The sequence below is a fragment of the Streptomyces sp. NPDC030143 genome, assembly GCF_055573695.1.
This window is the reverse complement of sequence record NZ_JBVIAY010000018.1, coordinates 125738-151721: the sequence shown is the minus strand read 5'-3', so window position 1 is coordinate 151721 and position 25984 is coordinate 125738. Positions and strand designations below refer to the sequence as shown.

Sequence of the window (25984 nt, the reverse complement as noted above, 5' to 3'; positions counted from 1 at the left end):
GGCGGTGCTGCCTTTCACGCTTGGGCGAAGGTCTGGCGCTGGCTGCCGAGGCCGTCGACGGAGAGCTCGACGGTGTCGCCGGGGCGCAGGAAGGGAGTGCCGGGGAGACCCAGGGCCACACCCGCGGGCGTACCGGTGTTGATCACGTCGCCCGGCTCCAGGACCATGTACTGGCTCAGGTACGCCACGATGTGGTCGACCGGGAAGATCATGTCGCTGGTGTGGCCGTCCTGCCGCTTCACGCCGTTGACGCTCAGGTGCAGGCCGAGGTCCTGCGGGTCGCCGACCTCGTCGGCGGTGACCAGCCACGGGCCCAGCGGGTTGAACGTCTCGCAGGACTTGCCCAGGTCCCACTGCGGCGAGTACTCGAGCTGGAACTCGCGCTCCGAGACGTCATGGCTGATCGCATACCCGGCGATCACCGCCCGCGCGTCCTGGGGGCCGTCGAGGTAACGGGCCCGCCGTCCGATGACGACGGCCAGTTCGACCTCCCAGTCGGTCTTGACCGAGCCCCGGGGGATCAGCACCTCGTCGTACGGGCCGACGACCGTGCCGGGGTCCTTCATGAACACCACCGGGCGCGGGGGGATCGCCGCGCCGGTCTCGGACGCGTGGTCGCGGTAGTTGAGACCGACGCAGATGACCTTGCCGGGACGGGTGACGGGTGGGCCGATCCGCAGGCCGTCCTGGCCGAGCTCGGCCAGTTCCCCCGCTGTGACGGCCGCGCTAGCCCGGTCCACTCCCTCAGAGGCGAGGAAGACACCGTCGATGTCCGGGGTCACAGAGGACAGGTCCAGCAGTCGGCCGTCGTCGGTGAGGACAGCGGGCCGCTCCTCACCGGGGGCGCCGACTCGTAGCAGTTTCACTGGGGGGCTCCCTTGCCATGCGCGTTCGTCTGGATGGTGGTCGGCCGTAGGGGCGGGCCGCCTGCGGTGCCGGACCGGACATGTCAGCGGGCTTCGCTCACCCGCATCGAAGTCATCGGATGTATGGCGCACGGCGACCTTAGACGCTTGGGATCGCACCTGACAATGGACTCCTTGGATGTATTTCGTCGGCGCTGGCAATCAGGCGCCCATAAGGGAAGATTCACCGTGCTCGCGCATGGCCACGAGGTCGATACGCGAGCTGCCATCCGATGAATCCAGGGGCTGAGCCGCAAGGACCACCTTCCCTGGTGAGAGCAAGAGCTCCAGGCATCCCAAGGCCGCCCGGAGAGCGGTGCAGCCCTCGAACGCCCGCCCCCGCCTCCGCCCCCACCGGCCCAGGCGGCCCCGTTGTTGAATTGTGAGCTGCCCGAGGTCGCATCGCCCGTCACCCACGGTACCGAATCTCTGCAGCTCACAGAGGGTGCCAGCGGGAAGTCGCGAGGTCGGAACGGTTCCTTCGTGCCCCATGGCGTGATGTCACGCAAATCTCTGACGGCGAACTCTTGTCAACGTCAGCAACGTCGTCGTAACGTCCTCGACGTCCGGGATACATCGGAGGAATGGTTGCACCTTCAGTGCGCCCATTCGGCTCACTTCCGTGCAGCCGCTCAGCCTCCGCATCCTCGGTCCCCAGCCACCCCTCACACTCACCCCTCAGGGCATGATCCGGCGCGTTCTGCGCGCCGGATCGGCAACTGCCCGTCCGGCGACCTCGCCCCTCCCCCGCAGGCAGGTACGCCCTCCCCACCGTTGCCCTGCGGCCCCAGTGCCCTGGCTAAGGAGAGAACACGGCATGAACCTCGCTCGCACCCGTTCCACCGCCGCAGCCGCCACCGCCGTGCTCGCGGTACTGGCCCTCGCCACCGCGTGCAACCGCGAAAGCACCGACTCGGTCGGCTCGGGCGGCGACAAGCCCGCCATCGGGATCGACCTGCCGCGTTCCGACTCCGACTTCTGGAACTCCTACGCCGAGTACGTGAAGAAGGACATCAAGTCCGACGGCATCAACGCGCTGCCGATCAGCAACTCGCAGAACGACGTCACCAAGCTGGTCGCGAACGTGCAGGTGTTCCAGAACACGGGCGCCAAGGCCGTCGTCATGGCGCCGCAGGACACCGGCGCCGTCGCCTCCACCCTCGACACCCTCGCTTCGAAGAAGATCCCCGTGGTCAGTGTCGACACCCGGCCCGACAAGGGCGACGTCTACATGGTCGTGCGCGCGGACAACCGGGCGTACGGCACCAAGGCCTGCGAGTTCCTCGGCGAGCAGCTCGGCGGCAAGGGCAAGGTGGCCGAGTTCCAGGGCGCCCTGGACTCCATCAACGGACGCGACCGCTCGGAGGCGTTCGCCGAGTGCATGAAGACCAAGTTCCCCAAGATCAAGGTCTTCGAGCTGCCCACGGACTGGAAGGGTGACGTCGCCTCCGCCAAGCTGCAGTCGCTGCTGGCCCAGCACCCGGACCTGAACGGCATCTACATGCAGGCCGGCGGCGTGTTCCTGCAGCCCACCCTGGCACTGCTGGAGCAGAAGGGCCTGCTCAAGCCCGCGGGCGAGAAGGGGCACATCTCGATCGTCTCCAACGACGGCATCCCGCAGGAGTTCGACGCCATCCGCAAGGGCCAGATCGACGCCACCATTTCCCAGCCCGCCGACCTCTACGCCAAGTACGCGCTCTACTACGCCCAGGCCGCGGCCGAGGGCAAGACGTTCAAGCCGGGGCCGACCGACCACGGCTCCACCATCATCAAGCTCCCCAACGGCTTCGAAGACCAGCTGCCCGCCCCGCTGGTCACCAAGGACAACGTCGACGACAAGTCCCTGTGGGGAAACAACGTCGGCTGACGACCCGCATCTCCCACCCGCCGCGCCGGGGAACGCGCAGCCCTCGTTCCCCGGCGCCCGGGTACCCGCCCGCGCCCCTCGGCTCCAGCCTCCGTACACGAAGGACGGTACCCACCATGGCGGACACCGCCACCACCCCGGCGGCCGGCTCCGGAACCCGGGCCCCGGTCGCCGAGGCGACCGGCATCAGCAAACGGTTCGGCGCCACCGTCGCGCTGCGCGACGCCCGCATCAGCATCGCCGAGGGCGAGTCGCACGCCCTGGTGGGACGCAACGGCGCCGGCAAGTCGACGCTCGTGTCCATCCTCACCGGTCTCCAGCAGCCCGACACGGGCTCACTGCGCTTCTCCGGCGCGCCGGCGCCCGCCTTCGGCGACATCGACGCCTGGCGCTCGAAGGTCGCCTGTGTCTACCAGCGGTCCACCGTCATCGGTGAGCTGACCGTCGCCGAGAACCTCTTCCTGAACCGGCAGAGCCCCGGCGCGGTGCGCCCCATCCGCTGGAAGCAGCTCAGGCAGCGTGCGCAGGAGCTTCTTGGCGAGTACGGCGTGGCCGTCGACCCCGCCGCACGGGCCAGGGACCTGACCGTCGAGCAGCGGCAGTTCGTGGAGATCGCCCGCGCGCTGTCCTTCGGCGCCCGTTTCATCATCCTGGACGAGCCCACCGCCAAGCTCGACGCCCGCGGCATCGGCCGTCTCTTCGACAAGCTCCGGGACCTGCAGGAGCAAGGCGTCGCCTTCCTCTTCATCTCCCACCACCTGCAAGAGGTGTACGACCTGTGCACCACGGTCACGGTCTACCGTGACGCGGCCCACATCCTGACCGCGCCCGTGGCCGAACTCGGTCACCGCTTGCTCGTGGAGGCCATGACCGGCGAGGCGGCCTCGGCGGCCCCCAGCTCCGCGAGCGCGTCCGCAGCCGCACCGGCCGACGGGGCGGAGCTGCTGCGCATCGACGCGCTGAGCCTGCCCGGCACCTGCGAGGACCTCTCCCTCTCGGTGCGCTCCGGCGAGGTGGTCGGGCTCGCCGGAGCGGCGGCCAGCGGCAACGTCCAGGTGGGTGAGGCCGTCGCCGGTCTGCACCGCGCCACGAGCGGCCGCATCTCGGTCGGCGGCAGGAACGTGCGCACCGGCAGTGTGCCGTCCGCCCTGGCCGCCGGAGTGGGTTTCGTTCCCGAGGACCGGCATCTGCAGGGCCTGGTCAACAACCGCAGCGTGGCGGAGAACGCGACCCTCACCGTCACCGACCAGCTCGGCCCGTTCGGCGTCGTGCTGCCCGCCCGCACCCGGGCCTTCGCCCAGCACATGATCCGTGACCTCGACATCAAGACCCCGACGGCCGCGACCCCGGTCTCCGCGCTCTCCGGCGGCAACCAGCAGAAGGTCGTCGTCGCCCGCGCGCTGGCCACCGACCCGCACGTCCTGGTGGCCATCCGCCCCACCAACGGTGTCGACGTCAAGTCCAAGGAGTTCCTTCTCGGCCGGATCCGGCGGGCCGCCGACGAGGGCAAGGCCGCGCTGATCGTCTCCGACGAACTGGACGACCTCAAGGCCTGCGACCGGGTCGTGGTCATGTTCCACGGACGGGTGGTCGCCGAGTTCGACCGCGGCTGGAAGGACGAGCAGGTCGTCGCCGCCATCGAGGGCGTCGCCAACGCCACCACCCCGCCCGCCGCGTCCACGGCGTCCGGCACTCACCAGCACGGAAGGTAGACATGTCCGCCACCACAGATGTCACGCAGCCCGCACCGAGCACGACGGCGCCGGCCTCGGCGGACACCGCCCGGCGCCGGCTCGGCCTCGGCCGTTTCCGTGAACTGTCCCTGATCCCGGCCATCCTCGTGCTGGGCCTGATCGGTTTCATCGTCTCGCCGGCCTTCCTCACCGCCGACAACCTCATCGGGGTGGCGCAGCAGTCCACCGAGCTGAGCCTGCTCGTCCTCGCCACCGCTCTCATCCTCATCTGCGGGCGGATGGACCTGTCCCTGGAGTCCACCATCGGCGTGGCCCCGGTCATCGCCGTATGGCTCGTCCTGCCGACGAGTGGGGGGCGGTTCGACGGGCTGGGGCTCTTTCCCGAGTGGACGGCCATCCCGCTGTGCCTCCTCGTCGGGGTCGCGATCGGCGTCCTGAACGGCTTCCTCATCCTGAAGCTGCGGCTCAACGGGTTCATCGTCACCCTCGGCGGTCTGACCATGCTGCGCGGTCTGCAGGTCGCCCTCTCCGAGGGCCAGTCGATCGTGGACCTGCCGTCCTCGTTCACCTACCTGGGCAAGGCGTCCTGGTTCGGCGTCCCGGCCGCCATCTGGATCTGCGCGGTGCTGTTCGCGGCGGGCGGCAGCGCGCTGGCCTGGCTGCGGCACGGGCGGGCCCTGTACGCCATCGGCGGCAACGCGGAGGCGGCACGCACCGCCGGCATCCGCGTCGACCGGATCGTGTGGGTGGTCCTCATCCTGGGCAGCCTGCTGGCCGCGTTCGCCGGCATCCTCTACAGCGGGCACTACGGCTCCATCTCGGCGACGCAGGGCAGCGGCTGGATCTTCCAGGTCTTCGCCGCGACGGTCATCGGCGGGGTGAGCCTCAACGGCGGCAAGGGCTCCGTGTTCGGCGCCCTCACGGGCGTCCTGACCCTCCAGCTCGTCGTCAACGTCATGACCCTGGCGGGCGTACCGGCGCTGTGGAACCAGTTCCTGAACGGCGCCATCATCATCGTCGCCCTGATCATCTCCCGCTTCGCCTCCGGCGAGAAGCAGGAATAACGGCGGCCCGCGCGCCGCTCCGCCCCGGCCTCGGTACCGCGGGCGGAGCGCGCTCGCACATTCCCCCGGCACAGGAAGGCACTCACGTGGCACTCACCGACGTGGCGATGGACAAGATCAAGGCGATGATCGTCGCCGGTGAACTGGCGCCCGGATCCCGCCTGCCGAAAGAGGAACTCCTCGCCGCCCAGCTGGGCCTGTCCCGCAACTCGCTGCGCGAGGCCGTCCGCGCGCTCACCGCGATGCGCATCCTCATGGTGCGGCAGGGCGACGGAACCTACGTATCCAGCCTGGAGCCCCACCTCCTGCTGGAGACGCTCTCCTTCGCCTCGGACGTCTCCCAGGGGCGGACCGCCCTGCAACTGATCCAGGTGCGCAGGCTCCTGGAGCCGCAGGCGACCGGGCTGGCCGCCGCGCTGCTGACACCCGAAGACCTCCGAGAACTCGACGACATCCTGGAGCAGTCCAAGTCGGCCGCCACCGTCGAGGAGTTCGTCGCCCATGACATCGCCTTCCACACGAGGATCATCGAAGCCGTCGGCAACCCGGTGCTTTCCATGCTGCTGCGCGTGCTGTCCACCAGCACCCAGCGCGCCCGCATCGTCCGCGGCAGCCAGACCCGGCGTGCCGTGGACAACGCGCACCGGGACCACCGGCAGATTCTCGACGCGCTCCGGGCACGCGACGCCCTGCTGGCCGCCTCGGCCGCCACGGTGCACATCACCGCCGTCGAGCAGTGGCTGGCGACCAGCCTGACCGATACCCCTGAGGAACCCCTCACCGGCTGACCGCCGTACCCGCCCCGCTCCCGCCACCGCCCGATCCCCCCTCCCACGCCGGCCTGCGGCGGGTCACCAACGGCGGGTCACCAACTCCCCCAAGCGCCGCAACCGGTAGACGCTCGGCGTTATCCACGCCGACGGGCGCCGCCCTGGTGGACCGGGGCCCCCCGAATTCCTCACCCTCCTGAAGGAGCATCAATGCCGCTGTTCCGCTCCAGAGCCGCCGGCCTGTCCGGTGCGCTCGGCACACTGGCGGGGCTCATATGCGCCACGCTCTCCACGGCCGGCCCGGCGTACGCCGCCACGCCGACCCTGCTGTACGCCTCTCCCTCCGGCTCCGGCAGCACCTGCTCGCTGAGCGCGCCGTGCAGCCTGGACGGCGCCAAGAGCAAGGTGGCGGGCCTCGCCCCCGGCATGGCCGCCGACATCAACGTGTATCTGCGCGGCGGCACCTACCGCCTGTCCCAGGCGTTCGCCCTGGGTCCGTCCGACTCCGGCCGCAACGGCTTCAAGGTCGTCTACGCCGCCCACCCGGGGGAGAAGCCCGTCCTGAACGGGGCGACCAAGGTCAGCGGGTTCACCGTTTTCGACAGCGGAAAGAACATCTACCGCGCCTCCGTGCCGGCCGGCACGCAGAGCCGGCAGCTGTTCGTCGACGGAGTGCGGGCCCAGCGCGCACGCGGTCCGCTCAACCCCTCGGGCTTCACCCTCTCCGGGTCCAGCTTCACCACCACCAACTCCACCTACACGTCGTTCACCAACGCCTCCTCCGTGGAGATCGTGCACAACAACGCCTGGAAGCACATGCGCTGCCCCCTGGCGAGCATCACCGCGCCCAGTGGCGGCGGGTCCAGCCTCAACGTCGACCCGACCTGCTTCCGGAACAACAACACCTCGGTGCCCAACCGGGGCTTCCCCTTCAACGGCGCCGGACTGCCCAAGCTGACCGCGATCAGCTACGTGGAGAACGCCTACCAGCTGCTCGACTCCCCCGGCGAGTTCTACCTCGACAGCTCAGCGGGGTTCCTGTACTACAAGCCGCGCAGCGGTGAGGACCTCAGCACCGCCGACGTGGAACTGCCCACCACCGAAACACTGCTGAACGCGAAGGGCACGCCCGGTCACCTCGCCCCGGTCAACGACACGGACCCGGCCATCACGTACACCGGCTCCTGGAGCACCTCCAGCGGGCGTGGCCTGGGTGACCTCTACAACGACGTGCACACCACCACGACCAACGGCGACTCGGTGAGCTACACCTTCACCGGTACCGGGATCGACGTACTGTCGGAGACCCACAGCGACGGGGGTGGCATCGACGTCTACATCGACGGCGCCAAGGTCCAGAGCGTCTCCGCCGCCGGCTCCCCCCGGCTCGCCCAGCAGGTCGTCGCCTCCGTCAGCGGCCTGGCCAAGGGCCAGCACACCATCAAGCTGGTCAAGACCGGCGGGACCTCCATGCTCCTGGACGGCTTCACCGTGGTGCCGGACGCGATCACGCCCGTCCACGACATCACCTTCCAGGGCCTGACCTTCGCCTACACCACCTGGACGCTGCCCTCCACGGCCGGCTACATCGACAACCAGGCAGGCGTGCTGTGGGACCCCGGCAACAACAACGCCCCCATCCGCATCCCCGCCGCCGTCCAGGTCCACCGCGGCTCGGACATCACCTTCGACGACGTGGAGGTCACCCACACCGGCGGCACCGGCATCGACCTCGCCGACGGCACCAAGAACTCGACCATCACCGGCAGCTACATCCACGACACCTCCGGCGGCGGCGTCTCCGTGGGCGAGGTGGACGACTACTACCTCACCGACACCAGCCGCATGACCACCGGCGACACCGTCTCCCAGAACTGGATCTCCGACGTCGGCCAGGACTACTCCGACGCGGTCGGCATCTGGGCCGGCTACACCCGCGACCTGACCATCTCCCACAACGACGTCGGCCACACCCCCTACTCCGGCATGTCGCTCGGCTGGGGCTGGGGCTACGCCTCACCGTGCTCCATGCAGTCCGCCCAGGGCCTGACCACCTGCCAGCACGGCACCAACTACGCCGGCGACAACAAGATCCTGAACAACCACGTCCACGACGTGATGAACATCCTCCAGGACGGCGGCTCCATCTACACCCTCGGCGGCCAGGGCAACGGGGACGGCTCCACCACGTCCGTGCTCGCCGGCAACCTCGTCGAGGTCGGCAACCGCACCAACAACCGGCTGTACCAGGACGAGGGCAGCTCGTACTGGAACACCTACAACAACGTCGCCCGCCTCGGCGGCAACAACTGGATCGGCATGTGGACGCCGACCATCCACGACATCAACATCCACGACAACTACTCCGACACCGCCGCCGTCAACAACAAGGGCACCAACATCACCTTCAACCAGGCCACGATCGTCTCCGGCGGTGCCTGGCCCTCCGCCGCCCAGGCCATCATCGACGCCGCCGGCCCCGACGCCGCCCACCAGCCGCTGACCGGCAGGATCGACGACGACGACACCGCGATCTCCTACACCGGCAGCTGGACGGCGAACGGCAACCGCGGCTTCGGCGACTACGAGGACGCCCTGCACTCCACGGCGACCAACGGCGACACCGCCTCGCTGACGTTCACCGGCACCGGTATCTCGGTCATCGGCGAGAAGAACAGCGACCAGGGACAGGTCGAGATCTTCCTCGACGGCACCTCCATGGGCCTGGTCGACACCTCCGCCACCACCCGCCAGGCCCAGGCCGTCATCTACAGCACCAGCGGACTGACCGCGGGCAGCCACACCATCAAGGTCGTCAAGCGCAGCGGCAGCCGGGCCACCCTGGACGGCTTCCAGGTCACCGGCGTGTACAACGACACCGCTTCCTCCATCGCCTACACCGGCGCCTCCTGGCGCTCCTACGGCAACCGGGGTTTCGGGGACTACAAGGACGACGTCCGGGCCGCCACGGCCAACGGCGACTCGGTCACCGTCACCTTCACCGGCACCGGGATCAGCCTCGTCACCGAGACCAACTCCGACGAGGGCACCATCGCGGTCTCCCTCGACGGCACCTCCCAGGGAACCGTCAACGCGTTCTCCGCGAGCCGCCATGCCCAGCAGACCGTCTACTCCGTCAGCGGGCTACCGGTCGGACGGCACACCCTCACCCTCACCAAGACGGGAGGCAACTGGCTGGTGATCGACCGGTTCGACGTGCGGTGACCGCACGGCGGCCACCGGCCGCACCACACCGCCCGTGCCGGACCCACCGGCACGGGCGGTCCGCACCGCAGCGGCATCCTGGGACGCGCACGCCGGGCCGCCGGCCCCCACCGCCCGTCCCAGGCCCCGCAGCCGGGCACTACTTCATGCCCTCGGCGGGCCGCTCGCGTGAAAGCAGCCCCAAGTTGAATCAGCCGACGGCCACCACAACGAGGGCCCTGCCGTGATCCAGCGGAACAGCAAGGTCTTCATGACCTTCTCGGCCGCCGCCACCAGTGCCGTCTACTGCATGGGCATGCTGACCGCCTCCGCCTCGGACGACCTGCTCAGCGCCTCGTCATGGGCCAAGAACCCGAACCCCGTCTTCGCCAGTTTCGCCGCCACCAGCCAGTACGGCCCCGGCCACAACCAGTTCACGGTCTCCGAGGACGGCAAGTCCGACATCCTCGTCTACCACGACCGCAGCTACAAGGACATCAGCGGCGCCCCGCTCAACGACCCCAACCGCCGCACCCGCGTCCAGAAGATCTACTGGAAGGCCGACGGCACCCCCGACTTCGGCATCCCCGTCGCCGACGGCCTCACCCCGATCCGGCTCTCCTCCTACAACTTCCCCGACCGGTTCATCCGGCACTGGGAGTACCGCGCCAAGATCGAGGCGAACGTCGCGCCGCTGGCCGACTCGCAGTTCCGCGTCGTCACCGGACTCACCGGCACCGGCACCGTCTCCCTGGAGTCGGCCAACTTCCCCGGCTACTTCATGCGCCACAAGAACAACGAGGTGTGGGTGGAGAAGAACGACGGGACGTCGCTGTTCGCCGGCGACGCCTCCTTCACCGCCCGCGCCGGCCTCTCCGACTCCGCCGGGGTCTCCTACGAGTCGTACAACCTGCCGGGCCGCTACATCCGCCACTACAACTACCTGCTGCGGGTCCAGGCCCTCAGCACGGCGACCGACCGGGCCGACGCCACCTTCTACACCCAGTGAGCCACACATACGGCCCGTTATCCTTCGGCAGGCTCCGACCCCACGGGACGGAGCCCGCCGCACCTATTGGCACACTGTCACACCGCTCGCGTGGCGGCCTTTCCCGCATCCCTCAAGGCCGTGAGGCAGGCTCTGCTCGCTCCTGCGAGTGATCGCGGGCTCGGGCCCCGGGCCCGCTCGGTCCTGCGGGTTAGCCGCTCATGCGACCCATTGCGTCGAAGTCCGCCGTCACCGCGGCGGCTGCCGTCCTGCTCCAGACTCCCAGCGCGTCCGCGTCGGCCCCGGTGAGCACAGACCGCACCAGCCGGGACCTGACCATCTCGACCAAGGGCGACTGGTGGACGTCTACCTGGACAACGTCCTGCGGGCCACAGCACGCCATCACTCCACGGGAACCGCCACCCGTAGGCCCCACCAGGCTGGACAACTTCCCCGCCATAGATCCGATGTGTAGCGCTCCCATTCATCGAGCTGGTGACCCCTCAGGGGCTAGCATATCGCCGGAAAAGTCCTTCTTAACGTTGTTCTTTGGATTGGTATCGCCACAGCTGTAGACGCGGCCACTGCGCTTCATCTATAAATCCATCGGATGTCTTCTGGAAGTTGAAGCGGAACACGGCCGCCGCGCCGGTGTTCCGCTCCTTACACCCTGCTCTCCCTCCCCCCGACACATGGAGCCGCACCATGTCCTCTGCCTCCCTCAGCAGACGTTCTCTGATGAAGGCCGCCGCCCTTGCCGGAGGAGTGGCGGCCTTCGGGCTGCCGCAGGCCCTGTGGCCCTCCACCGCCGAGGCGTACACCGTCCCCTCGAAGATGGACTGGTGGTACCAGGCCAGGTTCGGGATGTTCATCCACTTCGGGTCCTACTCGTATCTCGCCAGGGGCGAGTGGGCGATGGACCAGCAGCGGTGGAGCAAGGCGAGCTACCAGACCCAGGTCAGCCAGAAGTTCAACCCGAGTCAGTTCAACGCCGCCGCCGTCGCCGAACTGGCCAAGAACGCCGGCATGAAGTACCTCGTGATCACCGCCAAGCACCACGAGGGTTACGCGATGTGGGACTCCGACGTGGCGAGCTTCACCGACACCACCGGCAGCAAGCTGTACAACCTGCACGACTACAGCGGCTTCCAGACCGACCTGCTCGGGGACCTCAAGAGGGAGTGCGAGAGCCGTGGGATCAAGTTCTGTCTGTACTACTCGATCCTCGACTGGAACCATCCTTCACAGGTCGACCGCTTCCAGGGCGGTTTCACCACGATGTCCTCGCAGGCCGCCCGCACCGCCTACATCGCCGACATGAAGGCGCAGCTTCAGGAACTGCTGGACCGCTACGACCCGGCGCTGCTGTGGTTCGACGGCGACTGGTCCGGCGAGCCTTCCAGCCCCACCCTGGAGGACTGGTGGCTGGAATCGGACGGCGTCGACCTCTACAACTGGCTGATCGCCCGCAAGCCTGACCTCATCGTCAACGAACGGGTCAAGCGGGACCTCGGTCTCGGCGACTACGCGGTCGCGGAGTTCGGGGTACCCGCCAAGCCGATGGACCGGCAGTGGGAGAAGTGCTCCACCATGAACGGCTCCTGGGGTTACAACGCGGGGTTGGAGACCCGCTACAGATCACTGAAGGACATCGTCCAGGAACTCGTCACGGTGGTCTCCCGGGACGGCAACTACCTGTTGAACATCGGCCCCACGGGTGAGGGCCTGGTCACCGCCGGAACTGAGACCGTCCTGAACGGCCTGGCCTCATGGATGTCGACGTACAGCGACAGCATTCACGGCACCAGCGGCAGCCCGTTCGCCACCGAACCGGCGTGGGGGAAGGTCACCAAGAAGAGCGGCAAGCTCTTCGCCCATGTCTTCACCTGGCCGACGAACGGCCAGCTGCGGATCCCGGCGCTCGACAACACGATCCGCCGCGTCTATCTGCTGAACAACCCCTCGGTCGCGCTCCAGTACACCGTCAGCGGCGGCACCATCAACGTCACCGTGCCGGCCACCGCGCCGGACGCCAACGTCTCCGTGGTGTGCGTCGAGGTCCAGGGCATGCCCATCAGGGTTTCCGCAGCGGTGTTCTCGAACGTCAACTACCAGGGCAGCGGCGCCGTTCTTCCGCTGGGCAGCTACACCTCCTCTCAGCTGTCCGCCGCCGGCCTGGGGCCCGCCATGGCCTCCTCCCTCCTGGTACCCGACGGCTACCAGGTGACTGGCTACTCCGGCGACAACTTCACCGGCACCGCCTGGACGTTCACCTCCAACACCCCCGACCTCGTGGCGACCGGCAACAATGACGCGATCAGATCACTGAAGGTGACGTTCAGGGCCGACAAGTACTACCGCCTGACCAATGTCACGAGCCGCTTGGCGCTGGACAGTGGCGGCAATGTCGCCAGCGGCTCGAACCTGAAGCAGTGGCAGCCGATAGACCACGCCAATCTCCAGTGGCAGGCGATCGAACTCGGGAACGGCTACTACAGGCTCGTCAACCGCACCAACGGCATGGTCGCCGACGGCTGGGGCTCCACCACCAACGGTGACCCGGCCCGGCAGAAGGCCTGGGACGGCAGCAACACCCAGCAGTGGCAGATCACCCACCGCGGCCAGGGCCAGTACTCGATCGCCAACCGCAGCACGGGACTGGTCCTCGACAGCGGCGGAAGTGTCGCCTCAGGGTCCGTGACCAAGCAGTGGACGTGGCAGCAGAGCACCAACCTGCTGTGGACGTTCAGCCCGGTCGCCTGACCGGCGCCATCCCCTTGACCCACCTTCCCGCCCGGTCGGAGCTGCGGCACACGACCGGGTGGGAAGCGTTGCAGGACGGCAAGCCGGTGCCCTCGGAACGCGCTGGGCCCGCACTCCGTCGACGAACAGCGGCTGTCAAAAAAACGGTGAACCCTCTGTCCTTGGGTGCCCCGCTCAGGACGGGCTTCTCGCCCGGGTAGGCGGCGTGAACCACCTTGAAGCCGTTGCGCCCGGAGTCGGACGCGCCCAGGGCGAACGCCTGGGACAGGCGGCAGGTGCCGCCGCGCAGGTAGACGTCGTCGATGCCGGCGGCCATGGCGGGGGTGAGGCCCGCCACCTTGTTCTTGGCGCACCGGACGTCAAGCGGCGCTGAACTACCAGGGCCGCGCCCTGGAATGCGACATCCGTGTCGAAATTCTTTGGGGGTCCGGTCCGTTCACCCCGGAAGCGAGGAACCCCGGCCGACGTGCGGCCGGGGTTCCTCAAGGTGGTGGGTCGGTCAGCGGGTGGGTTCGCCTACGTCATGGACGGCTCGTCCACGCGTCGGTGGGCCGCCCCGCGTCGCGATCACCGTTGAGCGGGCGGGTCAGCGCTGCAGGGTGAGCAGGCCGGGCCGGTACGGCAACGACAGGTAGCCGGTGCCGTCCGATGAGGGAGACCTGCCCTGGTAGAGGAACTGCAGGTTGCAGGGGTCGATGGTCATGGTCTGGTCGGAGTTGACACGGATCATGTCACCGTGGCTGATGTCGTTGGTCCAGGTCTGGTTGGTGTTGGCCTTGCCCGCGAAGGGGTTGCTCTCGGTGCCGGCCTGCTCGGTCCACCTGTCCTTCAGGCTGGTGGCGGTGAAGGAGCGGAAGTAGCGCCCGTTGGCACCCCGCGCCTCGACGATCATGAGGTACTGGTTCTGGCCCTGGACCTTGTAGACCTCCGGGGCCTCGAACAGGCGCTCCTCGGTGTCGCTCATGACCGTCTCGTACGACGAGCCGAAGCTGCTCGGGAAGTTCGCGAGCGGCATGGTCGACTTGAAGATGCCGCCCTTGTCATTGGCGAAGAACAGGTACATGTTCTGGTCGTCGGCGATCAGGGTCGGGTCGATCGGGCCGCCGACGGGGAGGCTGCCGGTGAACAGCGGCTGCGGCGCGGACCAGCTGTTGGGGTTGGTGGGGTCGCTGGACGTGCGGTAGGTGAAGGGCCAGGCGGTGTCCCACCCGTTCGAGGCCATCACCCAGATGTTCTTGGTCGAGAGGTAGAACAGTTCGGGCGCGATCACCGAGCCGCTCACCTTGCTCTGGGTGGCTGTCCCCATGTCCGACCAGTTCGTGAAGGGACTGAACATCGTCGCGCCCCACGCCTTTCCGTCGGAGGTGGTGGCGTAGACGAGGTTCTGGCCGTTGATCTTCGCGGTGGTGAAGTCCTTCACCGCGAGCGCCCCGTTCTGCGGCTGCGCCAGCGGACCGGTCGAGGACCACCGGTACGTCGACGGCAGGGCACACGTGGTGGACGTCCCGGACAGGCCGGTCCACTTCTGGTTGTTGCTGCCGGTGCAGTTCCACAGCTGTACCGCCGTGCCGTTGGCCGTGGCGCCGCCGCTGACGTCCAGGCACAGCCCGGACTCCACGGCGACGATCGTGCCGTCGGCGTTCGCCCGCCACTGCTGGTTCGTGCCGCCGTTACAGGACCAGATCACCGGCCGGGTACCGGCCGTGGTGGCGTGGCCCGGAACGTCCAGGCACTTGTTGCCGAAGACGGTCAGCTGGTTGTTGTCCGTCAGCGTCCACCGCTGGTTGGTACCGCCGTTGCAGTCCCAGATCTGCACGTTCGTGCCCTCGGTCTGGCTGGCGCCCGGCACATCGAGGCACCGGTTGGAAGCGACGCCGCGCACGGCGCTGGTGGTGGCCGCCTGAGCGGGGCTGGCGAGGAGCGTCCCCGCCACGGCGGTCAGGGCGGCAACGGTAGCGGCGAGCACCGCAGACGGGCGGTTGCGGCTGAAACTACGTCTGTGCATGCGAACCTCGTCATCCTTTGAACTGGCGGTACCGGTTCGCCCGTCAGAGGCTGTCCGGAATCCGTCGGGGTGCGGCCCTGATGCGTTCGGTATTACGAACGAGGGTCGAAGTGTCGATCGACTGGATTTTAAGGTTCCGGTGAACTGCGTCAATACTTTTCACACGATTCGCGAGCCGCAATCGCAGATTGAACCAGTCGGCTTCGGGTTCCGTGGTTTATGCGGGTCTTTTGTCGTGAGGGGGAGGTAGCAGTGCGGTGCGGGCGCGGGCACGCGATGGGGCGTCCGGCTGTCGGCTTGGTGGCCGTTCCCGCCATCAAGGTCATGGACGTCGCCCGGATGCCCCTGACCACACCCGGCTTGGCCCGGGGGACGCTACGACTGCACCTGCGCGGGCAGCCGCACACCGCCTGCCTCGACAGGCCGACCCTTCTGGATGAGTGGCCGCGGACGCGGCAGCAGCGATGGCCCGCTTCGCCCGACCCCCGTCTGCTGATCACGACGCACTCGGCGCAGCACCCCGCTCTTCCACCCGTCAGCTACTGCGCACAGCGCCGCGCGTTCGACCAAACCATGATCACTCCGCGTCAGATGTGGAGAGACCGGGTACCGGACGAGGCCCGGCACACCGCCGACCCGGTGCATCCGGTGCACCTCTTCGGCATCCATACCGGAACCGCTGTGCGCTTCGTCCACGCCGCCCACCCCGACAAGGCACTGCCCTCCATCCCCTGATCAAGAACCGCGCGGCTCACGTGGGAGGCGGCTGCCCGCCGTGGCCCATGTCTTTCCGGTGTATTCAGCCACTGATCCGCGCGTGGCGGCCTTCGGGCGCGGCCGACGCAGAGCGCCTTGAGGGAACGCTGCTGGCGTCGACGGCGACACGCAGCGTACGTTTGGCATAGGACAAACTTTGGCATAGGACGAATCCATCGTTTCGTGTGGAGCTGATCGCGTGCGCATCAGGGGCACTACCGCGGCTGAGATCGCAGGGAGTGTGCGGGACCAGGTGACATCAGGCGAGCTGGTGCCGCGCTCGAGCCTGCCCCCGGTGCGCGCGCTCGCGGCGCAGCTGGGAGTCAACCGGAACACGGTCGCCCTTGCTTACCGGCGGCTCGTCGAGGCCGGAGTTGCCGAGACGCGGGGTCGCGGAGGGACGGTGATCGCGGCGGTGCCGCAACTCGCGCGCGAAGGCGTCGCTGTCGGTGGCGACCACGTCGACCTGGCCAGCGGCAACCCCGACCCGCAGCTGCTGCCCGACATCCTGACCGCCGCCCGGCGCGGCGAGTACAGCCAGCCGCTGTACGGCGGGCCCGCCAACGACGCCGGGCTGGACGCCTGGGCGCGTTCCGACTTCGCCGAGGACATCGATCATCCGTTCCGCACGCTGGTGACCCATGGAGCGGTGGATGCCACCGAACGGCTTCTGACCGCTCACCTCACCCGCGGGGATCTGGTGGCGATCGAGGACCCGTGCTTCCTGGCGAGCATCGGCACCCTGCGGCTGAACGGCTACCGCTCCGCGCCCGTGGGGGTCGACGGCGCCGGCATGCGCCCCGACGCTCTGCGGGCAGCCCTTCAGGCCGGTGCCCGCGCGGTCGTCTGCACACCCCGGGCCCACAACCCCAGCGGCGCGAGTCTCACCGAGGAACGGGCGGCCGACCTGCGGGCGATCCTGGCGGAGCACCCCCAGGTCCTCGTGATCGAGGACGACCACTTCTCGGCCGTCTCCGCGCGGCCGTACCACCGGATCACGCCATCGAGCAGCGCACGCTGGGCGTTGGTGCGGTCCGTGTCCAAGTTCCTCGGACCGGATCTGCGTCTCGCCCTCGTTGCGGCCGATGCCGAGACCGCCGCGCACCTGGAGGCGCGGTTGAGCGCCGGCACCACATGGGTCAGCCGCCTTCTGCAGCACATCACCCGCGAACTCCTCCTCGATCCGCACGTCCACGAACTGCATGAACGGGCCCGCGAGGTCTACGCACAGCGCAGCGGCCTGCTCGTCGAGCGGCTGCACGCCCACGGCATCGACGTGCCGTACCGGCCCGACGGGCTGAACGTCTGGGTCGAGCTCGACGTCGACGCACGGGCCGCGGTCACGGCCCTGGCACAGCGGGGTTGGGCGGTGCGGCCAGGCCACCTCTTCGCGCCGGATCCGGCCGTCCATCAGGGCGCGATCCGGGTCACCGCCTCCACCATCACCGAGCCGCAGGCCGAAGCTTTCGCCGCCGAACTCGCAGCGGTCGTCGCCGAACTGCGCGCTGCGGCCAACTGACCATCACCCATTCCCACCCACTGCGAGGAGTCATCGTGTTCCGCGGTCTGAGCGCCTTCCCCCTCACCCCCACCGGCGAGCAGGGCATCGACACAGCGGCGTATGCCGCGCTCGTCGCCCGCCTCGCCGCCGCCGGCGTGGACTCCATCGGCGCGCTCGGTTCCACCGGCGGCTACGCCTACCTCACCCGGGAGCAGCGCGCGCACGCCGCGAGGACCGCGGTCGAGGCCGCCGCCGGGGTACCGGTCATCGTCGGTATCGGCGCGCTGCGCACCTCGCACGTGCTGGAGCTGGCCGAGGACGCGCAGAAGGCGGGCGCGTCCGGAGTGCTGCTCGCCCCGATGACGTATCAGCCGCTCACGGAGGACGAGGTGTTCGGTCTGTACGAGGACGTCACCCGCGAGCTCTCCGTACCGCTGTGCGTGTACGACAACCCCGGCACCACGCACGTGCACTTCACCGACGAACTGCACGGCCGCATCGCGCAGTTGCCGAACGTCGGCTCGATCAAGATCCCCGGTGTGCCCGACGACCCGCGTCAGGCCGAGCTCCGCATCGACGCGCTGCGCAAGCTGATCCCCGGCACGGTCACCATCGGGGTGAGCGGCGACTGGACGGCTGCCCGCGGCTTGAACGCCGGGTGCGACGCCTGGTACTCGGTCATCGGCGGCACCTTCCCGCAGACCGCCCTCGCCCTCACCCGTGCCGCCCAGGCCGGCCACGCCGCAACGGCCACGGAACTGTCCGAAGGGCTTGAACCGCTGTGGGCGCTGTGCCGCCGTCACAGCAGCCTGCGCGTCATGTCCGCCGCCGCGTCCCACCTCGGCCTGACGGGGGAACCGAACCTGCCGCTTCCCCTGCGGGGCCTGGACGAGACCGCCCGCCGCGAGGTCGTCGCCACACTGGACGCCCTCCGGCTCACCTCCTGAGCACCGACCACATGAGCCACCAGCACACAGCACGCACACCGAGGACGCCGGGAGCACCGACCGCGCCCGGAAGAGGCAGCGGCGGCCTGGCGCGCTACGTCATCGCCGCGGCCCTCGCCCGCACCGCCGATGGCGGAGCCGTGGTCGCCGTCGTCCTCCTCGTCACCTCATCCGGCGGCCCCGGGACACTGGCCGGAGTACTCGGCGCCTGCATCACCGCCCCGCACCTGCTCGGCCCCTTCGTCGCCCGGCCGCTGGACCTCGCCCAGGACGGCCGGAAGGTCATCGCGGCGGCCTGCCTGCTGTACGCCACCGCCCTGACCACAGCAGTACTGACCTACGGTCACGTCCCCGCCGTGCTGACCGGGCTGATACTGGCCGCGGCCGGCACCTGCGGGCCCTTGCTGACAGGCGGCATCAGCAGCCGGTTGCCCGCCATCGTCGGACCGCGACTGCACACGCAACGGCGGGCCCAGGGCTGGGACGTGGCCACCTACGGCATCGGCGGCACCGTAGGGCCGTCCCTGGTGGCCGCCCTGTCCGGCTGGGCCTCCCCCGCCGCGGCCGCCCTCGCACTCGCGGCGGGGGCGGCCACAGCGGCGGGCGGCGTCCTGCTCCTGCCGTTCACCGCGCCGTCCCACGGCGGCGACAAGAAGACGATCCTCAAGCCGGGAGCGACCCTCGCGCTCATCGCCCGCACCGGCCACCTCCGCCGCACCGTCTACCTGACGATGATCGTCGCCCTGAGTGTCGCAGCACTGCCGATCACCGCAGTCCACATGACGAAGATCCTCGGCATCGAGCCGGCCACCGCGGCCGTACTGACCGCCGCCTACGGCCTCGGCAATCTCACCGGGTCCATAGCCGTCATGGTCTTCCCCCTCACCGGAGGCCCGGACCTGCTGATGCGCCGCCTCGCCCTGGGCGTCGTCGCCGGACTCCTCACCGTCACCGCGAGCCCCGCCTTCGCGGTGTCCGTCGCGGCCTACGCCCTCGCCGGAATCCTCAACGCCTTCTTCTTCGCCTCCACCCTCGCGGCTCGCACCGAATACGCGCCGAGCAGAGCGCGCAGCCAGGTCTTCATCTGGGTCGCGGCACTGAAGATCACGTCTGGATCCGCTGGAACGGCGTTGGCCGGCTCCCTGACGGGCATGAGCGTCCGCCTACCGCTCATCGTCGGCGTCCTGGCCGTCTCCGCTGCCGTCGTCACCGCAACCATCGAAACGCGCTTCGCGAGAGCCAACGAGAAGCGCCCATGACGGTGACGAACCGATCATCATCGAAAGAGTGCCTTGCGGCATGCCAGAGAGCCGCTCGCCGAGCACGAGGCGATCTTCCGGGCACTGTCCGTCCGCGGCGCTTCCCTCAGTCGGGCCGCCGCGCTGCTGCACGTCAGCGGCACCGAGCTGTGGCTGAGAGACCACCTGCGTTCGGGAGAAGCCCTCCCGTGGGGCACGACAGCCGAGAGGTGACGGGTGGGTTCCGAACAGACCGGCGGGGCATGTCCCGCCGGGCGGTTCCGTCCGCGTCGCGGCCCTCGCGAACGGCCGGGGCCGGGCCGACCGCGACCGGCTTTCCGAGGTTCCACGGGCTACTGCTGCCGGAGGTATTGACGCTTCCCGCTTCCCCCACTTAACGTCTGCCCGACCTTACGAACGTCGTTCGATATATCGGACAACAACGTGCTGCGGCGGACAGGGAGTTGGCCACGGAAGGCTTCCCCCCGGCCGGGAAACAGGAGCCGTACGACGACAGGACGCGCAAAGCGGCGCAGGCGAAGAGCCGCCTCGCAGGCGCCGGACCGCAGACCGCTTCGCCGCACCGCGCCCGCGTGCGCCCGAACCGACAACCGCGCCGGCCGGCCCCCGCGCCCCGCGACCGCCCCACTCGGACGACACCGTGCCCCCACCTCACGAGCCGTCACCACGAAAGCACCGGCATCGTGTGTTCCCAGGCCCGCCGTCACCCACGACGAAGCGCACCGCACACGGCAGCCACACCGTCACCCGGATCAGCCGGCCCCTTCCACGTCGGGCGACAGCCCCATCCCGTCCCGTCCACAGCGAGACCGAGCTTCCCCCGCCCCTCGATGTGCCGCTCCCCGTGGTGGCACCGGCTGAACGACAGGAGACAGAGATGTCCGCGCTTCGCGCCCGGCTGTCGGCGATACTGCTCGCCGCCTGCCTGCTCTTCACATCCCAAGCCTTGATCACACCGGACCGGGCGGCCGCGGCCGACCCGGGCTACCTGATGCTGCACTTCACCGGGGAGGGGTCGAACGGCCAGCAGATGTACCTCGCGCACAGCGCGGACGGCCTGCACTGGAACGACCTCAACGGCGGGGCGCCGATCCTGCGCTCCACGATCGGCACCAAGGGCGTGCGTGACCCCGCACTGGTGAGGTCCCCCGACGGCAGCAAGTACTGGATCATCGCCACCGACCTGTGCATCAGCTGCGGCCAGTCGTGGTCGGACTCCATCAACAACGGCAGCCGCAACCTGGTGGTGTGGGAGTCCACGGACCTGATCAGCTGGTCGGAGCCGTGGCTGCTCAACGTCGCCGGCGCGATCCCCGACGGGCGCAACGCCTGGGCGCCGGAAGCGATCTGGGACCCGGCCACCAACGACTACGTCCTGTACTGGGCGACGAACGTGCCCCTGAACGGCAGGACGAAGCACCGGATCTACTACGCCCGCACCAGCGACTTCCGCACCATCACCACACCGCAGACCTACATCGAGCGCCCCGGCACGCAGGAGATCATCGACACCCAGATCGTCGAGCTGCCGGCCGGTGTCGGCAGCCACCGCTACGTGCGGGCCTCCGGTGACGGCCAGATCACCCTCGAAGGCAGCAACTCGATCCTCGGCACCTGGACCCCCCTCGGCAACCTCTCCGGCATCGGCCTGACCGGCGCCCAGGTCGAGGGCCCCATGTGGATGAAGTTCCGCGACCGCAACGAGTGGGCGCTCTACCTCGACCAGTACTCCTCCGGACGCGGGTACATGCCGGTCACGACGGCCAACCCCTCCGCCCCCGGCACCTACCAGATTCCGGCGTCGGGCAGCTACAACATGGGCGCCCTCAAGAAGCGCCACGGCTCGATCCTGAACCTGACGGCCGCCGAGGAGTCCCGCGTCCTCGCCCGCTGGAGCGACATCCCGGCCAAGCGGCTCCAGTCGTACAACTTCCAGGACCGCTACGTGCGGCACGCCGACTTCGACGTGCGCATCGACCAGAACATCACCAGCCTGGACGCCCAGTTCCGGCTGCGGCCCGGCCTGGCGGGCACGGGCACCGTCTCCTTCGAGTCGGTGAACTACCGCGGCTACTTCCTGCGCCACGCCAACAACGACTTCCAACTGGTCCGCAACGACGGCACCGCCCAGTTCGCCGCCGACGCCACCTTCCGCCAGGTCGCCGGCCTCGCCGACCCCACCTGGTCCTCCTTCCAGTCCTACAACCACCCCGACCGCTACATCCGCCACTACGCCTACTACCTGAAGCTCGACCCGATCACCACCGCGACAGGACGCGGTGACGCCACCTTCCGCGTGACGAACTGACCCGCGCGGAACAGGGAAGCCGGCGCCTTCACCGCGCCCCGACCGCCCCACCAGCGGGGCAGGCGCCGGCTTCCCTTCCACGAGCCGTCCCGGCGACCCCGCCGTCCGAAGAGGCCGCGTCCGGCCCAGGCGGGCTGACCCGGTGAGGTCCCGCGCTGTTCGCGTCGTGCGACGCCTTGCCAGGGCCTGACGGCTGCCCGCCACGGTCATGAAGCCGGGCTTCGTCGGTGTCCGGAAGACCATCGAAACCGTGCGCAAGATCTACCTGACCGTGTCGTGACGCCGATCAGGAATCCGGCTCGGCGACGGGGGTAGGGAGTGAGGGGACCGGGCGGCTGCCGCCCGGTCCCCTCCGTACTGCTCGGCGAGGCCCGCCGCCGGTTCTCCAGCCCCTCGCGCCAGCGGCAGCGGCAGGTCGGACCGAGGGAAGGGGCGAGCCCGGTCCGAGGTCGGTGCCGATCGCAATCAGGGCCTGGACGTGTGTCGTGTCACCGGCTGCTCCGTGGGCTGGAGGGCTGGAGGAGCTGGTCGACGGGTGCGTGGTCGTCGGTGAGCGGTCGGGCATCGCCGGTCCAGGAGGCGAGGTCGTCCCCCGTGGTGATCTTCCAGCCGGTTCTCCGGGCGTCCAGTGCTTCCTGGGTGGCGCGCAGGTCGAGGCGTCGGTCGGAGGCGAGCACCACCAGATTGCCGCCCTCGGGTGCGGCGGTCGGGTCGAGTCCGATGTCGGCGGGTTCACCGACGAGGGCGACGTGCTCGAACGTCTCGCCGAGGGTGGCCACTTCGGCACGTGCGAAGGCCGGAGCACCGGGGTCGATGAGGTTGGCGACGTACAGGCCGTTCTCGTCGAGCACCCTTCGTATGTCGGTCATCGTTTCCACCGTGGTGAGGTGCCACGGCACGCTGACGCCTCCGAAGGCGTCGCCGACGACGAGATCACGGCTGCCGGCTTCCAGTCGCCGCAGGCCGAGCCTGCCGTCCTCGGCGCGTACCTCGATTCCGGTTCCCGGTCTCCAGCCGAGTCGGTCGCGGTTGACACGCACGACCCCGTCGTCGATCTCGGAGACCAGGCTGCGCGTGCCGGGCCGCGTGGCCGCGAGGTAACGGGGAGAGGTGAGCCCGCCGCCGCCCACGTGGTAGGCGGCGAGTGGCTCACCTTCGGGAAAGGCGGCATGGACCACCGACGCGATGGCCCGCACTACGTGAACTCCAGGAAGGTCGGGTCGTCGATGTCGACGTAGGAGTGCCGCAGGCCGTCCGGCAGGAGGGTGCGGCCACTGCCCGGTCGCGGTCTTCGACGACCCGTAGGCAGTGGTACTTAGTATCCGTGTCGCAGGCATCGGGCGCGACCATGGCGGCGAGGCCGCCGGCGACGACCACGTGTGCCAGGGCAGGGGCGCTGTTCCAGTCGCGCGTTCGCCGCTCGACCAGCGCCGAGCCGGCCACCAGCAGGGTGCCGGGACCGATCGGTATGCCGCTGACCGGCAACCGCGACACCAGGACGAAGCCGGTGAGCACTGTGCCGACGATGGCGCCGACGGTGCCGACACCGGACAGTCGGCCGACCACCGTTCCGGTCTCGGCGAGGCTGGTCAGACCCAGCTCGGTCACGATCGGCGTCACCGCGGAGAGCAGCGCGCCCGGCACGAAGGTCAGCGCCGCGATCAACAAGAGCATCGCCGGTGCCCACTCCGCAGGCGCGCAGCACCGCCGGGGTGAGCGCCACGACCGCTCCCGACATGCCGAGCAAGGGGCCGATGAGCCGGCGTGGAAGAGCCGTGAGCTCCGGACCGCGGTGGGGCGGGCGGAGCGGCTCCGGCGGCGGACGGCCGTCGCCGGAGTCGTTGACTGCGCCACCGCGGCGGAGGCGGTGGGGTCACGCCGAACCGCTGCCGGTGGGCGCCGGACGCAGTAGTGGCGCACGCCGGGAAGGAGGCCGTGCCGCCGCGGGGGGGGATCCGCGACGGCACGGCGGCTGGGGGAAGGATCGGACGGGTCAGACCCAGGGGGTGACCGCCGTGAAGGAGCTGTCGGCGCGGAACGTGTCGGTGTCCTGGTAGGGGTCCACGCGCAGCGCGTAGTTGTAGTGGCGCAGGTAGCGGCCGGGGTAGTTGTACGACTCCAGGCGGACGGAGCCTGCGGCGGTGCCCGGGCGGGCGCAGTAGGTGGCGTCCTTGTTGAAGACTTCGGTGCCGTTGCTGCTGTCGAAGCGGGCCCGGAAGTCCCAGTGGCGCAGGTAGCGGCCGGAGGAGTCGCGGAAGGAGTAGCAGTTGGCGTCCGCGAGGCCGGGCACGACCGTGAAGGTGGCGCTCTGCTTGACGGCGGTGCTGCTGGAGGAGCTCACCGGGTCGACGTAGGCGAGGCTGTCGGAGTGCACCGCGGCGTACCGGCCGGGGAAGTTGACCGACTGCAGCGACCTGGTGGTGTTGGTGGGCAGGGTGACGCCGCCGGAGACCGTCTCCTTCAGCACGGTGGCGTGGCGTATGAAGCCGGTCAGCCCGGGCACCTCGGTGGGCGTGGTCCAGGTGGCGAAGTTGTCGTAGCTGTCGCTGTACCAGTACTTGCCGGCGCGGTAGCCGTCGTAGTAGATGCGCCAGCCGCCGTTGTCGAGCTGGACCAGGGCCGGGCCCTCGACCCAGTCACCGAATCCGGCCCAGTTGCCCGTCTTGCGCATGGTGTACGGGCCGGTGAGGCTGGAGGCGGTGGCGTACTCGATGTACTTCGTCGTCTCGTTCTTGGTGAACGCGTGGTACGTGGAGCCGATCTTGACGACGAAGGTGTCGATGTAGTTCGGGCCGATGCCGGACAGCTGGGTGGGCGCCGACCAGGTGGTCAGTGCGGAGTTGGTCGCCGTGATCTTCCAGGCGGTGAAGTGGGTGGCGGTGCTCGCCGACGTCAGCGACATGATGACGTTGACGCTGCCGTCGCTGTCGACGAACCACTCCGGCGCCCAGGTGCGGGTCAGTCCGCTGATCGGGATCGTGTAGTTGTTCAGGAACGTCCAGTTCACCCGGTCGGCGCTCCGGGCGAAACCGATCGTGTTCCCGGTCCAGTTGGTGGTGTAGGTGATGTAGTAGAAGCCGTCCGTGTGCTTGAAGATGCTGGGGTCACGGATCAGCCCGGAGGGCGGGGTGTACGCCGGGCCCTTGCGGAGGGTGAAGCCGGTGGCGTCCGGCGAGTCGTAGACGTACATGTTCGACTCGCTGGAATTGGTGAACGCGGTCATCGTGTACCGCGTGGTCTGCCCGGCCGGCGGCGCGGCGGCGGCCGCGGTGCCCTGGAGGGCTGGGGCACCCAGCAGGACCATCAGCAGCGGGCCCAGCAGGGCGAGCAGTCTTCTTACGGTTCTGTTCAACTCTTCCTCCAGGGGACCGGCCCGTCCGCTTGACCGATCCGCCGTGATGGGAAATGTCATTTTGTTCGTAATTACGAACAACGTGCGGCAGCGCGATCAGAACATAAGTTTCAGCCACGCGTGCGTCAATGCATCAGGAGCATCCCGTTCCCCAGACGTGGTATCACCGGGCGCACATCGCCGGCCTCCGCCGCGAGGCACGGCTTCGGCAGGGAGCCCGCAAGTGGAGACATTGCCCCACACCCCGCCCAGGGTGTTCGGGCTCCATGCCGCCCCCGCCCCCGCCGCATCCGGCGCGGTCTGGCCGACACCCAGATCTCGGTCGGGCCGCCGCACTGCTGCACGTCAGCACCAGCTGTGGCCGGAAATCCCTTGTGGGCGACCCTGCTCATGCCGGGCGGCGGACGGCAGCGCTCGCCACCGAAGCCGTCCCACCCCGGCCAACCGACTGCGACCAGTCTTCTCAGGTCCTACGGACTCCTGCTGCCGGAGGTATTGACGCTCCCCGCGTCCCACACTTAACGTCTGCCCGACCTTACGAACGCTGTTCGATTTATCGGACAACTCGCTTCGGCGGAACGGGGAGTCGGCTACGGAAGGC

General features: G+C 69.1%; 15 protein-coding genes and 2 pseudogenes. 13 read left to right on the top strand and 4 right to left on the bottom strand.

Going from position 1 to position 25984, the window contains the following annotated elements; translation table 11 throughout:
- Window positions 1-14: 14 nt before the first annotated feature.
- The gene (locus tag ACZ4YY_RS27760; RefSeq protein WP_468295878.1) at window positions 15-866 is read right to left on the bottom strand and encodes a fumarylacetoacetate hydrolase family protein; all 852 of its coding nucleotides are present in this window, start codon (window positions 864-866) and stop codon (window positions 15-17) included.
- 856 nt (window positions 867-1722) lie between these two features.
- Here ACZ4YY_RS27760 and ACZ4YY_RS27755 point away from each other — a divergent pair.
- The 7 genes and pseudogenes from ACZ4YY_RS27755 to ACZ4YY_RS27725 all read left to right on the top strand — a co-directional run bounded on the left by ACZ4YY_RS27755 (window position 1723) and on the right by ACZ4YY_RS27725 (window position 13255).
- Entirely contained in the window at window positions 1723-2772 is a 1050-nt protein-coding gene (locus ACZ4YY_RS27755) for a sugar ABC transporter substrate-binding protein (protein ID WP_468295875.1), read from the top strand.
- Window positions 2773-2888: 116 nt separating this feature from the next.
- On the top strand, window positions 2889-4484 hold the full coding sequence (locus ACZ4YY_RS27750; RefSeq protein ID WP_468295872.1) for a sugar ABC transporter ATP-binding protein: 1596 nt from the start codon (window positions 2889-2891) through the stop codon (window positions 4482-4484).
- A gap of 2 nt (window positions 4485-4486) precedes the next feature.
- Window positions 4487-5530 (top strand): ABC transporter permease, encoded by a 1044-nt coding sequence (locus ACZ4YY_RS27745; protein WP_468295867.1) that lies wholly within the window; start codon window positions 4487-4489, stop codon window positions 5528-5530.
- Window positions 5531-5616: 86 nt separating this feature from the next.
- Window positions 5617-6318 (top strand): FadR/GntR family transcriptional regulator, encoded by a 702-nt coding sequence (locus tag ACZ4YY_RS27740; RefSeq protein ID WP_468295861.1) that lies wholly within the window; start codon window positions 5617-5619, stop codon window positions 6316-6318.
- Window positions 6319-6510: 192 nt separating this feature from the next.
- Window positions 6511-9525, top strand: a complete 3015-nt coding sequence (locus ACZ4YY_RS27735; protein ID WP_468295858.1) for a hypothetical protein — start codon at window positions 6511-6513, stop codon at window positions 9523-9525.
- Between the two features lie 199 nt (window positions 9526-9724).
- Window positions 9725-10513: pseudogene (locus ACZ4YY_RS27730) on the top strand (AbfB domain-containing protein); the annotation flags it as partial.
- A 684-nt stretch (window positions 10514-11197) separates the two neighbouring features.
- Window positions 11198-13255: an alpha-L-fucosidase gene (locus ACZ4YY_RS27725; protein WP_468295853.1), complete on the top strand. Its 2058-nt coding sequence runs from the start codon at window positions 11198-11200 to the stop codon at window positions 13253-13255.
- A gap of 586 nt (window positions 13256-13841) precedes the next feature.
- Here ACZ4YY_RS27725 and ACZ4YY_RS27720 read toward each other — a convergent pair.
- Window positions 13842-15260 carry a non-reducing end alpha-L-arabinofuranosidase family hydrolase gene (locus tag ACZ4YY_RS27720; protein ID WP_468295849.1) on the bottom strand — a complete coding sequence of 473 codons (1419 nt, stop codon included), beginning with the start codon at window positions 15258-15260 and terminating at the stop codon, window positions 13842-13844.
- A gap of 300 nt (window positions 15261-15560) precedes the next feature.
- Between ACZ4YY_RS27720 and ACZ4YY_RS27715 the strand changes: the two genes are divergently transcribed.
- From ACZ4YY_RS27715 to ACZ4YY_RS27690, 6 genes are all read left to right on the top strand, one after another.
- A complete protein-coding gene (locus ACZ4YY_RS27715; RefSeq protein WP_468295845.1) occupies window positions 15561-15995 on the top strand; it encodes a hypothetical protein in 435 nt (144 codons plus the stop codon).
- Between the two features lie 220 nt (window positions 15996-16215).
- Window positions 16216-17535: an aminotransferase class I/II-fold pyridoxal phosphate-dependent enzyme gene (locus ACZ4YY_RS27710; protein ID WP_468295842.1), complete on the top strand. Its 1320-nt coding sequence runs from the start codon at window positions 16216-16218 to the stop codon at window positions 17533-17535.
- Window positions 17536-17570: 35 nt separating this feature from the next.
- Window positions 17571-18464 carry a dihydrodipicolinate synthase family protein gene (locus ACZ4YY_RS27705; RefSeq protein WP_468295838.1) on the top strand — a complete coding sequence of 298 codons (894 nt, stop codon included), beginning with the start codon at window positions 17571-17573 and terminating at the stop codon, window positions 18462-18464.
- Between the two features lie 11 nt (window positions 18465-18475).
- On the top strand, window positions 18476-19723 hold the full coding sequence (locus tag ACZ4YY_RS27700) for an MFS transporter (protein ID WP_468295835.1): 1248 nt from the start codon (window positions 18476-18478) through the stop codon (window positions 19721-19723).
- 33 nt (window positions 19724-19756) lie between these two features.
- Window positions 19757-19936, top strand: a complete 180-nt coding sequence (locus tag ACZ4YY_RS27695; protein ID WP_468295830.1) for a hypothetical protein — start codon at window positions 19757-19759, stop codon at window positions 19934-19936.
- A 664-nt stretch (window positions 19937-20600) separates the two neighbouring features.
- Entirely contained in the window at window positions 20601-22031 is a 1431-nt protein-coding gene (locus tag ACZ4YY_RS27690) for a glycoside hydrolase family 43 protein (RefSeq protein WP_468295827.1), read from the top strand.
- A gap of 488 nt (window positions 22032-22519) precedes the next feature.
- Here the strand turns inward: ACZ4YY_RS27690 and ACZ4YY_RS27685 are convergent.
- Window positions 22520-23799: pseudogene (locus ACZ4YY_RS27685) on the bottom strand (fused MFS/spermidine synthase); the annotation flags it as partial.
- A gap of 225 nt (window positions 23800-24024) precedes the next feature.
- On the bottom strand, window positions 24025-25383 hold the full coding sequence (locus ACZ4YY_RS27680; protein WP_468295823.1) for a glycoside hydrolase family 43 protein: 1359 nt from the start codon (window positions 25381-25383) through the stop codon (window positions 24025-24027).
- Window positions 25384-25984: the final 601 nt, after the last annotated feature.

Coding starts and splice junctions, on each gene's coding strand:
- ACZ4YY_RS27750 (WP_468295872.1), top strand. CDS start 2,889: ATGGCGGACACCGCCACCACCCCGGCGGCCGGCTCCGGAACCCGGGCC.
- ACZ4YY_RS27735 (WP_468295858.1), top strand. CDS start 6,511: ATGCCGCTGTTCCGCTCCAGAGCCGCCGGCCTGTCCGGTGCGCTCGGC.
- ACZ4YY_RS27755 (WP_468295875.1), top strand. CDS start 1,723: ATGAACCTCGCTCGCACCCGTTCCACCGCCGCAGCCGCCACCGCCGTG.
- ACZ4YY_RS27720 (WP_468295849.1), bottom strand. CDS start 15,260: ATGCACAGACGTAGTTTCAGCCGCAACCGCCCGTCTGCGGTGCTCGCC.
- ACZ4YY_RS27690 (WP_468295827.1), top strand. CDS start 20,601: ATGTCCGCGCTTCGCGCCCGGCTGTCGGCGATACTGCTCGCCGCCTGC.
- ACZ4YY_RS27725 (WP_468295853.1), top strand. CDS start 11,198: ATGTCCTCTGCCTCCCTCAGCAGACGTTCTCTGATGAAGGCCGCCGCC.
- ACZ4YY_RS27700 (WP_468295835.1), top strand. CDS start 18,476: ATGAGCCACCAGCACACAGCACGCACACCGAGGACGCCGGGAGCACCG.
- ACZ4YY_RS27745 (WP_468295867.1), top strand. CDS start 4,487: ATGTCCGCCACCACAGATGTCACGCAGCCCGCACCGAGCACGACGGCG.